At 69.9% G+C, this 13,427-nt stretch carries 12 protein-coding genes; 8 read left to right on the top strand and 4 right to left on the bottom strand.

Annotated elements, in window-relative coordinates; genetic code table 11:
* The first annotated feature begins 2 nt into the window (after positions 1 to 2).
* From ACFY0P_RS33150 to ACFY0P_RS33115, 8 genes are all read left to right on the top strand, one after another.
* Complete coding sequence (locus tag ACFY0P_RS33150; protein ID WP_351716685.1) at positions 3 to 866, top strand: ABC transporter permease; 864 nt, start codon at positions 3 to 5, stop codon at positions 864 to 866.
* A 28-nt stretch (positions 867 to 894) separates the two neighbouring features.
* Entirely contained in the window at positions 895 to 1,710 is an 816-nt protein-coding gene (locus ACFY0P_RS33145; protein ID WP_388921676.1) for an ABC transporter permease, read from the top strand.
* 58 nt (positions 1,711 to 1,768) lie between these two features.
* Positions 1,769 to 2,764, top strand: a complete 996-nt coding sequence (locus ACFY0P_RS33140; protein WP_351496220.1) for a LacI family DNA-binding transcriptional regulator — start codon at positions 1,769 to 1,771, stop codon at positions 2,762 to 2,764.
* Between the two features lie 141 nt (positions 2,765 to 2,905).
* Complete coding sequence (locus tag ACFY0P_RS33135; RefSeq protein WP_388921415.1) at positions 2,906 to 4,258, top strand: ABC transporter substrate-binding protein; 1,353 nt, start codon at positions 2,906 to 2,908, stop codon at positions 4,256 to 4,258.
* Positions 4,259 to 4,263: 5 nt separating this feature from the next.
* On the top strand, positions 4,264 to 5,220 hold the full coding sequence (locus ACFY0P_RS33130; RefSeq protein ID WP_388921412.1) for a carbohydrate ABC transporter permease: 957 nt from the start codon (positions 4,264 to 4,266) through the stop codon (positions 5,218 to 5,220).
* Positions 5,217 to 6,098, top strand: a complete 882-nt coding sequence (locus tag ACFY0P_RS33125) for a carbohydrate ABC transporter permease (protein WP_388921409.1) — start codon at positions 5,217 to 5,219, stop codon at positions 6,096 to 6,098. The genes ACFY0P_RS33130 and ACFY0P_RS33125 overlap by 4 nt, the downstream gene beginning before the upstream one ends.
* 32 nt (positions 6,099 to 6,130) lie before the next feature.
* Positions 6,131 to 7,738 carry a glycoside hydrolase family 13 protein gene (locus ACFY0P_RS33120; protein WP_388921406.1) on the top strand — a complete coding sequence of 536 codons (1,608 nt, stop codon included), beginning with the start codon at positions 6,131 to 6,133 and terminating at the stop codon, positions 7,736 to 7,738.
* Between the two features lie 88 nt (positions 7,739 to 7,826).
* The gene (locus tag ACFY0P_RS33115) at positions 7,827 to 9,971 is read left to right on the top strand and encodes a discoidin domain-containing protein (RefSeq protein ID WP_388921402.1); all 2,145 of its coding nucleotides are present in this window, start codon (positions 7,827 to 7,829) and stop codon (positions 9,969 to 9,971) included.
* Here ACFY0P_RS33115 and ACFY0P_RS33110 read toward each other — a convergent pair.
* From ACFY0P_RS33110 to ACFY0P_RS33095, 4 genes are read right to left on the bottom strand one after another with little or no spacing between them, the layout of a single operon-like run.
* Entirely contained in the window at positions 9,940 to 10,758 is an 819-nt protein-coding gene (locus tag ACFY0P_RS33110) for an ABC transporter ATP-binding protein (protein WP_388921399.1), read from the bottom strand. The genes ACFY0P_RS33115 and ACFY0P_RS33110 overlap by 32 nt on opposite strands.
* Before the next feature lie 24 nt (positions 10,759 to 10,782).
* Positions 10,783 to 11,559: an ABC transporter permease gene (locus ACFY0P_RS33105; RefSeq protein ID WP_388921396.1), complete on the bottom strand. Its 777-nt coding sequence runs from the start codon at positions 11,557 to 11,559 to the stop codon at positions 10,783 to 10,785.
* Positions 11,556 to 12,329 (bottom strand): ABC transporter permease, encoded by a 774-nt coding sequence (locus tag ACFY0P_RS33100; RefSeq protein WP_388921673.1) that lies wholly within the window; start codon positions 12,327 to 12,329, stop codon positions 11,556 to 11,558. The genes ACFY0P_RS33105 and ACFY0P_RS33100 overlap by 4 nt, the downstream gene beginning before the upstream one ends.
* 8 nt (positions 12,330 to 12,337) lie before the next feature.
* Positions 12,338 to 13,303 (bottom strand): ABC transporter substrate-binding protein, encoded by a 966-nt coding sequence (locus tag ACFY0P_RS33095; RefSeq protein WP_388921393.1) that lies wholly within the window; start codon positions 13,301 to 13,303, stop codon positions 12,338 to 12,340.
* Positions 13,304 to 13,427 lie beyond the last annotated feature (124 nt).

The raw sequence follows: 13,427 nt of genomic DNA, 5'->3' as shown, positions 1-13,427 counted from the left end.
CCATGGCCCTGCTCACCCGGACCGCGGGGGCGCTGCACCGGCGCCCCCGGCTCCGCCTCGCGCTGCTGCTGACCGCCCCGCTGCTGTGGCTGGCCGTGCTCTACCTCGGCTCGCTGGCCGTGCTGTTCGTCTCCGCGTTCTGGACGACGGACTCCTTCACCTCCGAGGTCGTCAAGGTCTGGTCGACCGACAACTTCCACGAGCTGTTCACCACGCCCGTGTTCCGGCAGGTGATCCTGCGCAGCGTCGGCGTCGCCCTCGCGGTGACCGCCCTGTGCGCGGTGCTCGCCTTCCCGGTCGCCTTCTACACCGCCCGGGTCGCCAAGCCGAGCCGGCGCCCGCTGCTCGTGGTCGCCATCCTCACGCCGCTGTGGGCGAGTTACCTGGTCAAGGTGTACGCGTGGCGGCTGATCCTGTCCGAGGGCGGGCTCGCCGACTGGCTGCTGAAGCCGTTCGGACTGAGCGGGCCGGGCTTCGGGCTGCCGGCCACCGTGCTGACGCTGACGTACCTGTGGCTGCCCTACATGATCCTGCCGATCCACACCGCGCTGGAGCAGCTGCCCGACAACCTCCTCGACGCGTCGGCCGACCTGGGCGCCCGTGCCGGGCGGACCTTCCGGTCCGTGGTGCTGCCGATGGTGCTGCCGTCGGTCGCCGCCGGATCGGTGTTCACGTTCTCGCTCAGCCTCGGCGACTACATCACCGTGCAGATCGTCGGCGGCAAGACCCAGCTCATCGGCAACCTCGTCTACGCCAACATCGAACTCAACCTGCCCATGGCCGCCGCCCTCGCCACCGTCCCGGTCGTCGTCATCGTGCTGTACCTGCTGGCGATGCGGCGGACGGGGGCGTTGAGCAGCCTCTGACAACAGGGTGCTATGTCACATGTCACACATGACACTCTCCCGGCCCGCCCGAGTCGCCCTGCGCCTCGCCGCCGGCCTCGGCTTCGCCGTGATCTACGTGCCGTTGCTGCTGGTCCTCGTCAACTCCCTCAACCCCGACCGCAGCGCGAGCTGGCCCCCACCCGGCCTGACCACCCGCTGGTGGTCGGCAGCCTGGCGCAGCTCCGGGGCCCGTGAGGCGTTGTGGACCTCGGTCAAGGCAGGACTCGGCGCCACCGCCATCGCCCTGGTGCTCGGCACCCTGGTCGCCTTCGCCGTCGCCCGGTACCGCTTCTTCGGGCGGGACGCGCTCTCCTTCGTGGTCGTGCTGCCGATCGCGCTGCCCGGCATCGTCACCGGCATCGCCCTCAACTCGGCGTTCAGCACGGTCCTGGAGCCACTCGGGGTCGGGCTCGGTCTGTTCACCGTGGTCGTCGGACACGCCACCTTCTGCGTGGTGATCGTCTTCAACAACGTCGTCGCCCGGCTGCGCCGCACCTCCGGCAGCTACGAGGAGGCGGCGGCCGACCTGGGCGCCGACACCTTCCGCGCCTTCGTCGACGTCACCTTCCCGCTGGTGCGTTCGGCGCTGCTGGCGGGCGGACTGCTCGCCTTCGCGCTCTCCTTCGACGAGATCGTGGTCACCACCTTCACCGCCGGACCGGGCGTCCAGACGCTGCCGCTGTGGATCTTCGACAACATGACCCGCCCGCAGCAGGCTCCGGTGGTGAACGTGGTGGCGGCGGTGCTCGTCCTGCTGTCCGTCGTCCCGATCTACGTCGCGCAACGGCTTTCGGCGGACACCGCGACCGCGAGCCGCGTCTGATCCCGCTTCCTGGACCGTTACGCAAACGGCTTGCGTAAATTACGCTACTCTTGCGTGCATGACGCGACGACTTGCGGAAGTTGCCAAGAAGGTCGGGGTCAGCGAGGCCACGGTCAGCCGGGTGCTCAACGGCAAGCCAGGGGTCTCCGAGGCGACCCGGCAGGCGGTGCTCTCGGCCCTCGACGTGCTCGGCTACGAGCGCCCCACCCAACTGCGCGGCGAGCGCGCCCGGCTTGTCGGTCTGGTCCTGCCCGAGCTGCAGAACCCCATCTTCCCGGCGTTCGCCGAAGTCATCGGCGGCGCCCTGGCCCAGCTCGGCCTCACGCCCGTGCTGTGCACGCAGACCAAGGGCGGGGTCTCCGAGGCGGACTACGTGGAGCTGCTGCTGCAACAGCAGGTCTCCGGCGTGGTGTTCGCCGGCGGGCTCTACGCCCAGGCCGAGGCGCCGCACGACCACTACCGGCTGCTCGCCGACCGCAACATCCCGGTGGTGCTGGTCAACGCGGCCATCGAGCACCTCGGCTTCCCGGGCGTGTCCTGCGACGACGCGGTGGCGGTGGAGCAGGCCTGGCGCCACCTCGCCTCCCTGGGGCACGAGCGCATCGGCCTGGTCCTCGGCCCCGGCGACCACGTGCCCTCGGCCCGGAAACTGGCGGCCGCGCGGGCGATCGGGGACGTGCCCGACGAGTTCGTGGCCCGTGCGATCTTCTCCATCGAGGGCGGCCACGCGGCTGCGTCCCGGCTGATCGACCGGGGCGTCACCGGCATCATCTGCGCGAGCGACCCGCTCGCTCTCGGTGCCGTCCGCGCGGCCCGCCGCAAGGGGTACGAGGTGCCCTCCCGGGTCTCGGTCGTCGGCTATGACGACTCGGCGTTCATGAACTGCACCGAGCCCCCGCTCACCACCGTCCGCCAGCCCATCGAGGCCATGGGCCGGGCCGCCGTCGAGCTGCTGAACGCCCAGATCGGCGGCACGGTCGTACCGGCGGAGGAGCTGCTGTTCGAGCCGGAGCTGGTCGTGAGGGGGTCGACCGCGCAAGCGCCGAAAGCCTGAGATCCAGCAGAGCCAGTCTGCTGTCGAATAATTACAGATTCTGCGTGACATCTTGCGCGGCGGTGCTGCCGGTGCTTGAGTGTGCGGCGCCCACCGGTCCCGGTGCGGCGCCCAACTGCTCCTGTTCTGGGGGGTCCACCGATGTCCAGCACCGGGTTCCGCCGTGCTCTCGTCGCGTTCGGCGTCTGTTCCTCGCTCGCGCTCTCCGCCACGGCCTGCGGGTCGGGCGACGACGACGCGGGCAGCGGCAAGACGCGTATCACCGTCAACTGCGAGCCGCCGAAGAGCGCCAAGGTCGACCGGTCGTTCTTCGAGCAGGACATCGCCGACTTCGAGAAGAAGAACCCGGACATCGACGTCGTCGCGCACGACGCGTTCCCCTGCCAGGATCCGAAGACCTTCGACGCCAAGCTCGCCGGCGGCCAGATGGAGGACGTGTTCTACACGTACTTCACCGACGCCAAGCACGTCGTGGACATCAACCAGGCGGCCGACCTCACGCCGTACCTCAAGGAGCTCAAGAGCTACGACACCATCCAGAAGCAGCTGCGGGACATCTACACCGTCGACGGCAAGGTCTACGGCATCCCGCGCACCGGCTACTCGATGGGCCTGATCTACAACCGCAAGCTCTTCCAGCAGGCCGGACTGGACCCCGACAAGCCGCCGACCACCTGGGACGAGGTCCGCGCCGACGCCAAGAAGATCGCCGCGCTCGGCAACGGCACCGTCGGGTACGCCGACTACAGCGCGCAGAACCAGGGCGGCTGGCACTTCACCGCGGAGATGTACTCGCAGGGCGGCGACGTGGTGTCGGCCGACGGCAAGTCGGCGACCGTCGACACCCCCGAGGGCCACGCCGTCCTGCAGAACCTGCACGACATGCGCTGGACGGACAACTCGATGGGCAGCAAGCAGCTGCTGATCATCAACGACGTGCAGCAGATGATGGGTTCGGGCAAGCTCGGCATGTACCTCTCGGCGCCGGACAACATCCCGATCCTGGTCAAGGAGAAGGGCGGCAACTACAAGGACCTCGCCCTCGGCCCGATGCCCGGCGGCAAGGGCACCCTCATCGGCGGCGACGGCTACATGTTCAACAAGAAGGACACCCCGGCCCAGATCCGCGCCGGCCTCAAGTGGCTCGACTCCATGTTCCTCACCCCCGGTGACGGCTTCCTCGGCGACTACGCCCGCGCCAAGAAGAACAACGCGCCCGTCGGCCTGCCCGAGCCGCGCCTGTTCACCGGCGCCGCCGACGCCAAGGACCAGGCGGTCAAGAAGGCCAACGCCAACGTGCCGGTCGAGAACTACCAGGCGTTCCTGGACGGCAACCAGTCCCTGCAGATGAAGATCGAGCCGCCGGACGCCCAGCAGATCTACTCCGTCCTCGACGGCACCGTCTCCGCCGTCCTCACCAAGAAGGACGCCGACATCGACCAGCTCCTCAAGGACGCCAACGACAAGATCGACGGCATCCTGGCCCGGGGCTGACCGCGATGACCAAGACGGCCGAGCACCGACCTGCCCCGGCGGCGGTCGGCGCCCGACAGACCCCGGCGCCGCCCCCGGCAGGGGACCGGAGGCGGCGCCGGACCATCGACCAGGCCCGTGCCTATGCCTTCCTGCTCGGCGGACTGATCTGCTTCGCCCTGTTCTCCTGGTACCCGGCGATCCGCGCGGTCGTGATCTCCTTCCAGAAGTACACGCCGGGCTCGTCCGCCGAGTGGGTCGGCACCGCCAACTTCACCCGGGTCCTGCACGACCCGGAGTTCTCGGCGGCCTGGCGGAACACCCTCACCTTCACGGTGCTGGCCCTCCTGATCGGCTTCGCGATCCCGTTCGTCCTCGCCCTGGTCCTCAACGAACTGCGGCACGCGAAGGCGTTCTTCCGGGTCGTGGTCTACCTTCCGGTGATGATCCCGCCGGTGGTCAGCGCCCTGCTGTGGAAGTGGTTCTACGACCCGGGCGCCGGCCTCGCCAACGAGACCCTGCGCTTCCTGCACCTGCCCACCTCGAACTGGACCAACGGCACCGGCACCGCGCTCGTCTCCCTGGTGATCGTGGCCACCTGGGCCAACATGGGCGGCACCGTCCTGATCTACCTGGCCGCCCTCCAGTCCATCCCCGGCGAGCTCTACGAGGCTGCCGAACTCGACGGTGCGCATCTCCTCCAGCGCATCCGGCACGTGACGATCCCTCAGACCCGGTTCGTCATCCTCATGCTGATGCTGCTTCAGATCATCGCGACCATGCAGGTGTTCACCGAACCGTTCGTGATCACGGGTGGCGGCCCGGAGAACGCCACGGTCACCGTGCTCTACCTGATCTACAAGTACGCCTTCCTCTACAACGACTTCGGCGGCGCCTGCGCGCTCAGCGTGATGCTCCTGGTGCTGCTCGGCATCTTCTCGGCCGTGTACCTGCGGCTGACCCGGTCCGGGGAGGACGGATGAGCAGCGCCACCCGCACCCTGATCTCCCCGGCGACCCTGGCCCGTCCGCGGGGGAGGGCGATCTACTGGAGCGTCTTCACCGGTGTCGTCGTCCTCTTCGCGCTCGCCTTCCTGTTCCCCGTGTACTGGATGGTGACCGGGGCGATGAAGTCGCCGGACGAGGTCGCCCAGACCCCGCCCACCATCATTCCCGAGCACTGGCACCTGTCCGGCTACACCGACGCCTGGGACCTGATGCAGCTCCCGGAGCACCTGTGGAACACGGTGGTGCAGGCGGCCGGCGCCTGGGCCTTCCAGCTGGTGTTCTGCACGGCCGCCGCCTACGCCCTGTCGAAGCTGAAGCCGGCCTTCGGCAAGGTGATCCTCGGCGGCATCCTGGCCACCCTGATGGTGCCGGCCCAGGCCCTGGTCGTACCCAAGTACCTGACCGCCGCCGACCTGCCGTTCATCCACACCAGCCTGCTCAACGACCCGCTCGGCATCTGGCTGCCGGCCGTCGCCAACGCCTTCAACCTCTACCTCCTCAAGCGGTTCTTCGACCAGTTGCCCCGCGACGTGCTGGAGGCCGCCGAGATCGACGGCGCCGGAAAGCTGCGCATCCTCTGGTCCGTGGTCCTGCCCATGTCCCGTCCGGTCCTCGGGGTCGTGTCGATCTTCGCCCTGGTCGCGGTCTGGCAGGACTTCCTGTGGCCGCTGATGGTCTTCTCCGACACCGACAAGCAGCCCATCAGCGTGGCCCTGGTCCAGCTGTCGCAGAACATCCAGCTCACCGTGCTCATCGCCGCGATGGTGATCGCCAGCATCCCGATGGTCGCGCTGTTCCTCGTCTTCCAGCGGCACATCATCGCCGGGATCAGCGCGGGCAGCACCAAGGGCTGACGGCCCTTCCTTCCGACAGAAAGGTTCGCCCAGTGGGACAGCCCAGCCATGCCCCGAAGGACCAGGACTGGTGGCGTTCGGCCGTCATCTACCAGGTGTACGTCCGCAGCTTCGCCGACAACGACGGCGACGGCACCGGCGACCTCGCGGGCGTCCGCGCCAGGCTGCCGTACCTCGCCGAACTCGGCGTGGACGCACTGTGGTTCAGCCCCTGGTACCCGTCACCCATGAAGGACGGCGGCTACGACGTCGCCGACTACCGGGCCATCGACCCGGCCTTCGGCACCCTCGCCGAGGCCGAGAAACTCATCGCGGAGGCGCGCGAGCTGGGCATCCGGACGATCGTCGACATCGTCCCCAACCACGTCTCCGACCAGCACCCCTGGTTCCAGGCCGCGCTGGCCGCCGGGCCGGGCAGCCCGGAGCGCGAACTGTTCCACTTCCGCCCCGGCCGCGGCCCGAACGGCGACCTCCCGCCCAACGACTGGCCCTCGCAGTTCGTCGGCTCCACCGAACCGGTCTGGACCCGGCTGCCCGACGGCGAGTGGTACCTGCATCTCTTCACGCCGGAACAGCCCGACCTCAACTGGGCCCACCCGGCCGTCCACCAGGAGCACGAGGACATCCTGCGCTTCTGGTTCGAGCGGGGCGTCGCGGGCGTCCGCATCGACTCGGCCGCCCTGCTCGCCAAGGACCCGGACCTGCCCGACCTGGCCTCGCACCCGCACCCCCACCCCTTCGTCGACCGCGACGAACTCCACGACATCTACCGCTCCTGGCGCGCGGTCGCCAACGCCTACGACGGCGTCTTCGTCGGCGAGGTCTGGCTCCCCGACGCCGAACGCTTCGCCCGCTACCTGCGCCCCGACGAACTCCACACCGCCTTCAACTTCTCCTTCCTGTCCTGCCCCTGGGACGCGGCCCGGCTGCGGAACTCGATCGACACCACCCTCGCCGAGCACGCCCCGGTCGGCGCCCCCGCCACCTGGGTGCTGTGCAACCACGACGTGACCCGCACGGCCACCCGGTACGGCCGTGAGGACACCGCCTTCGACTTCGCGGCCAAGGCCTTCGGCGTCCCGACGGACCTCGCCCTCGGCACCCGCCGGGCCCGCGCGGCCGCCCTGCTCTCCCTGGCCCTGCCCGGCGCGGTGTACATCTACCAGGGCGAGGAGCTGGGGCTGCCCGAGGCCGAGATCCCGGCCGACCGCATCCAGGACCCGATGTACTTCCGGTCCGGCGGCACCGACCCCGGCCGGGACGGCTGCCGGGTGCCGCTGCCCTGGGCGGCCGGGGCGCCGTACGCGGGCTTCGGCTCACGCGAGGAGCCGTGGCTGCCGCAGCCGGCCGGCTGGGCGTCGTACGCGGTCGACCGGCAGCAGGACGACGCCGACTCGATGCTCGCCCTCTACCGGCGCGCCGTCGCCCTGCGCCCGCGCTTCGGCGACGGGCCGCTGACCTGGCTGCCCGCCCCCGAGGGCGTCCTCGCCTTCACCCGCGCCGACGGCGTGACCTGCGTGGTCAACCTCGCCGCCACACCCGCCGAACTCCCCGCACACGCCCGGCTCCTGCTCAGCAGTGGCCCGCTGGACGACGCGGGCCGGCTGCCGCAGGACACGGCGGCCTGGCTGACGACCTGAGCCGCCGGTACCGCTCGCGCTATCCCCGTCCCCCCACACCCGAAGGGATCAGCACATGCAGCACACCACAGGCAGAGCTGTCAGGAGCATGCCAGCCGCGGCCGCTGCCGTGGCGCTCGCCGCGGGCATGCTCGTCGCCCTCGCGCCCGCCGCCCACGCGGCCGCGGGCGCGAGCCTCCCCTTCACCTCGGCCGAGGCGGAGGCGGCGACCACCACCGGCACCAGGATCGGCCCCGACTACACCCAGGGCACCCTCGCCTCCGAGGCCTCCGGCCGCCAGGCCGTGCGCCTCACCTCCGGGCAGCGGGTCGAGTTCACCGCACCCCAGGCGTCCAACGCCGTGAACCTCTCCTACAGCGTTCCCGACGGCCAGACCGGCACCCTGAACGTGTACGTCAACGGGGTCAAGCTCGCGAAGACCCTCGCAGTCACCTCCAAGTACTCCTACGTCGACACCGGCTGGATCGCGGGCGCCAAGCAGCACCACTTCTTCGACAACGCCCGGCTGCTGCTCGGCCGGAACATCCAGGCCGGTGACAAGGTCGCCTTCGAGTCCACCGGTACCCAAGTCACCGTGGACGTCGCCGACTTCGAGCAGGTGGCCGGGGCCGCCACGCAGCCCGCCGGGTCGGTCTCCGTGGTCTCCAAGGGCGCCGACCCCAGCGGCAACGGCGACTCCACCCAGGCCTTCCGGGACGCCATCTCCGCCGCCCAGGGCGGGACGGTGTGGATCCCGCCGGGCGACTACAGGCTGACGTCCTCCCTGAGCGGCGTACAGAACGTGACCCTGCTCGGCGCCGGCAGCTGGTACTCGGTCGTGCACACCTCCCGGTTCATCGACCAGTCCAGCTCCTCCGGGAACGTCCACATCAGCAACTTCGCGGTCATCGGCGAGGTCACCGAACGCGTCGACTCCAACCCGGACAACTTCGTCAACGGCTCGCTCGGCCCGAACAGTTCGGTCTCCGGCATGTGGATCCAGCACGTGAAGTGCGGGTTCTGGCTGACGGGCAACAACGACAACCTCGTCGTCGAGAACAACCGCATCCTCGACACCACCGCCGACGGCCTCAACCTCAACGGCAACGCCCACGGCGTCCAGGTCCGCAACAACTTCCTGCGCAACCAGGGCGACGACTCCCTCGCCATGTGGTCCCTGAACTCGCCCGACACCAACTCCGGCTTCACGAACAACACCATCTCCCAGCCGAACCTGGCCAACGGCATCGCCATCTACGGCGGCACCGACCTCTCGGTGAGGAACAACCTGATCTCCGACACCAACGCCCTCGGCAGCGGTATCGCCATCTCCAACCAGAAGTTCCTCGACCCGTTCGCCCCGCTGTCCGGCACCATCACGGTCGACGGCAACACCCTCGTGCGCACCGGCGCGATGAACCCCAACTGGAACCACCCGACGGGCGCGCTGCGCGTCGACTCCTACGACAGCGCCATCAACGCCACCGTCGACATCACCAACACCACGATCACCAACAGCCCCTACGGCGCCTTCGAGTTCGTCTCCGGCGGCGGACAGGGCTACCCGGTCCGGAACGTCAACGTGACCGGCGCGACCGTGCAGAACACCGGCACGGTCGTGGTCCAGGCCGAGGCGCAGGGCGCCGCCACCTTCCGCAACGTCACCGCCACCGGAGTCGGCGCGGCCGGCATCTACAACTGCCCCTACCCGGCGAACTCCGGCTCCTTCGCGCTCACCGACGGCGGCGGCAACTCCGGCTGGGCCGGCACCTGGTCGGACTGCTCCACCTGGCCGACGCCCGGACAGGGCAACCCCGACCCCGACCCGAACCGCAACCTCGCCAAGGGCCGCCCGGCGACCGCCACCGGCTCGCAGGACGTCTACACGCCCGGCAAGGCGGTCGACGGCGACGCGAACAGCTACTGGGAGTCCGCCAACAACGCCTTCCCGCAGTCGCTGACCGTCGACCTCGGCTCCTCCTACGCGGCCCGGCGTCTGGTGCTGAAGCTGCCTCCGTCCTCGGCCTGGGCCGCACGCACCCAGACCATCACCGTGCTCGGCAGCACCGACGGGTCGAACTACTCGACCGTGGTGGGCTCCACGGGCTACCGCTTCGACCCGGCGACGGGCAACACCGTCACCGTGCCGCTGCCCGGTTCCACCAACCTGCGCTACCTGCGGCTGACCGTCACCGCGAACAACGGCTGGCCGGCGGGCCAGTTCAGTGAAGTGGAGGCGTATCTGACTTCGTGACCGGGCCCTCCCCCCGGGGAACCCCGCGCTTCGCCGCCTGGATCTGCTCGTAGACGTGGGTCCGCAGTTCGGCGAAGCGCGGGGCGACCCGGGTGTGCAACTGGTCGCGCTCGTCCGGCAGATCGACCTTCAGCTGCTCCTGGACGACGGTCGGGGAGGCGGACAGGACGATCACCTGCCGGCCCAGGTAGACCGCCTCGTCGATGTCGTGGGTGACGAACAGGATCGTGATCCCGCGCTCCCGCCACAGCCTCCGGACCAGGTCCTCCAGATCGGCCCGGGTCTGGGCGTCGACGGCGGCGAACGGCTCGTCCATGAGCAGTACCCGGGGCTCGTAGGCGAGGGCGCGCGCGATCGCCACCCGCTGCTGCATGCCGCCCGAGAGCTGCCACGGGTAGGCGCCGGCGGCGTCCGCGAGACCGACCGAGCCGAGCGCGTCGACGACCAGCTCCTTGCGCCGCTCGCGCGGCAAGTGCTTCTGTTTCAGCGGGAGTTCGACGTTCTCGGCGACCCGCATCCAGGGGAACAGGCTGCGCCCGTACTCCTGGAACACGAAAGCCATCCCGGGCGGCGGCCCGGTCACCTTGCGCCCCTCCAGGAGGACTTCACCGCCGGTCGGGGTGAGCAGGCCGCCCATGCACTTCAGCAGGGTGGTCTTGCCGCAGCCCGACGGGCCGACCAGACAGACGAGTTCGCCCGCCTCCACGGTGAAGGTGAGATCCCGCACCGCCTCGACGCGGCGGCCGGATCCGTCGTAGACCTTCCTCAGGCCGCGTACGTCGAGCATGGACCGCCCCTTCGCGAGGATCATTCAGGACCGCCGGGTTGTCGCGCGCAGCCCGTGGTACCAGCCGAGCACCCGCCGCTCGACCACCTGGAAGACCACCGACAGCCCGAAGCCGAGCAGGCCCAGCAGCAGGATCCCGGTCCACATGTCGGGGATCGCGAACTCGCGCTGGAACTGCACGATGGAGAAACCGAGCCCGTTGCTGGCCGCGAACATCTCGCTGATGACCATCAGGATGATCCCGATCGACAGCGCCTGCCGCAGGCCCGCGAAGATCTGCGGACTCGCCGAACGCAGTACCAGCGTACGCAGCCGGGCCGCGCCCGTGATGCCGTAGGAACGGGCCGTCTCCGCCATCACCGGGTCGACCGCCCGCACGCCCTCGACCGTGTTCAGCAGGATCGGCCAGACGCAGCCGCCGGCGATCACGATGATCTTCATGCCGTCGCCGATGCCCGCGAACAGCATGATGACCGGGACGAGCACCGGCGGCGGCACCGCCCGCAGGAACTCCAGGACCGGTTCGCACACCGCCCGCACCCGCCGGTACGAGCCGATGACCGTGCCCAGGGCCACGCCCACGACGGCCGCCGTCGCGTATCCGGCGAGCAGCCGCAGCACGCTGCGCAGCAGGTCGTCGCGGAGCCGCTCACCGGTCCACACCTCCGGGAAGGTCTTCAGGATCGTGCGCAGGGGCGGCCAGTAGACGTTCGTGCTGCCGGCGGAGGCCAGCCACCACAGCGCGACCAGGACCGCGGGCAGGACGAGGACGTACCCGGCCTTCAGCAGTACGTTCCTCACACCGCCACCTCCCCGCGCACCGACTGGTGCCAGGCCAGCGCCCGCCGCTCAACCGACCGCGCGCCCACGTTGACGACCAGCCCCAGCAGGCCGGTCACCACGATCAGCGCGTACATGTCCGGCACCGCCTGCGAGGCCTGGGCCACCGCGATCTGCTGCCCCAACCCCGGTGCGCCGATGACCAGTTCGGCGGTGATGGTGAGGATCAGCGCGACCGCGGCGGCCAGCCGGACGCCGGTCATCACATACGGCAGGGCGGTCGGCCACAGCACGTGGCGGACCCGGGCCCAGGTGCCGAGCCCGTACGACCGTGCCGTCTCCTCGGCGACCGGGTCGACGTCCTGGACGCCGTACATCACCTGGATCAGCACCTGCCAGAAGGAGGCGTAGACGACGAGCAGGAGGACCGAGCGGAGTTCGGTGCCGTAGAGGAGGATCGCGAGGGGGATCAGAGCTACCGAGGGGATCGGGCGGAGGAACTCGATCGTGGAGGCGGTGGCCGCGCGCAGGTGCGGGACGACCGAGAGGACGACCCCGGCCACGATGCCGGCGCCGACCGCGACGGCCAGGCCCACCGCCCAGCCGGTGAGGGTGTCGCCGAGCGCCGACCAGAAGGCCCTGTCGGCGAGTTCGGTGCCGAGGGCGCGGGCGATCCGGCTGGTCGGCGGGAAGTAGTCCGCCTTGACCAGGCCGAGCCGCGGCACCGCCTCGCCGAGGGCGAGGAAGGCCACGAGCCCGGCCGCACCCAGCGCGGTGTTCAGACCCTTCACGGGTTTGGTCACGGCAGCAGCTTGTCCAGGTCGGGGGCCGTCTTGAAGAGGCCGTCCTGCTCGCTGAGCTTCTCCAGCGTCTCGATCGAGGAACGGTTCGCCTCGGCGGGCCACTTGGGCAGGGTCACCTTGGCCAGCACGTCCGCCGGGGTCTTGGTGTAGGTGGTGACGATCTGCCGGGCCTCGTCCGGGTGCGCGTCCGCGTAGGACAGCGACTCCGCGACGGCCTCCTGGAACTTCTTCACGACGGCCGGGTTCTTCTGCGCGTACGACGTCGACGTGAAGTACATGGCGACGGTGAGGTTCTGCGCCACGTCGACCAGCGGTGAGGCGATCTCGGTCGCGCCCTGGAGCTTCATCGTCGCAAGGGCCGGTTCGACGGCCATCGCCGCGTCGATCTGGCCCTTGTCGAGCGCGGCCGGCATCTGGTCGAAGGCGAGCTCGACGAAGTTCACCTTGTCCGGGTCACCGCCCGCCTTGCGCACGGACTCGCGCACGGCGGTCTCGTTGATGTTCTTCAGCGTGTTGACGGCGACCTTCTTGCCCTCCAGCTGCTTCGGCGACGTGATGCCGCTGCCCTTCTTCACGACCAGCCCGCCGAAGTCCTGGCCGGCCACGCCGGTCGAGGCCACGCCGTTGGCGATCGCCTGCACCGGGACGCCGTTGGACTGCGCGATCATCAGCGAGGTCACGTTGGAGAACCCGAACTGGAACTGACCACTCGTCACCCCCGGCACGATGGCCGCGCCGCCCTGCGCGAGGGTCGTCGACAGCTTCAGGCCGCGCTTGCCGAAGAAGCCCTCCTTCTGGCCGAGATAGAGGGGTGCCACGTCGACGATGGGGATGATCCCCACCTTGACGGTGGTGGTGCCGCCCGACGAGCCGGTGGTGGACGACGAGCCCCCGGAGGAGCCGCAGGCCGCCGTGGCGAGCAGGAAGGTGCCGGTCGCGAGACCGGCGAGCAGACGACGCATGGCTCCTCCTGTGCAGACAACGGTGTTCCGACAGGCTGTGCGCACTGCGCACAGTGGTGCTCGAGCGGGGGTGCTGAGCGGGACGGTAGAACCGGCCGGAGGAGCGGGTCAATGGGTTTGGCTG

Source organism: Streptomyces sp. NPDC001714, from assembly GCF_042892755.1.
Lineage (GTDB): Bacteria > Actinomycetota > Actinomycetes > Streptomycetales > Streptomycetaceae > Streptomyces.
Note: the sequence above shows the minus strand (reverse complement) of the source record. Positions and strands in the feature narration are given on the sequence as shown.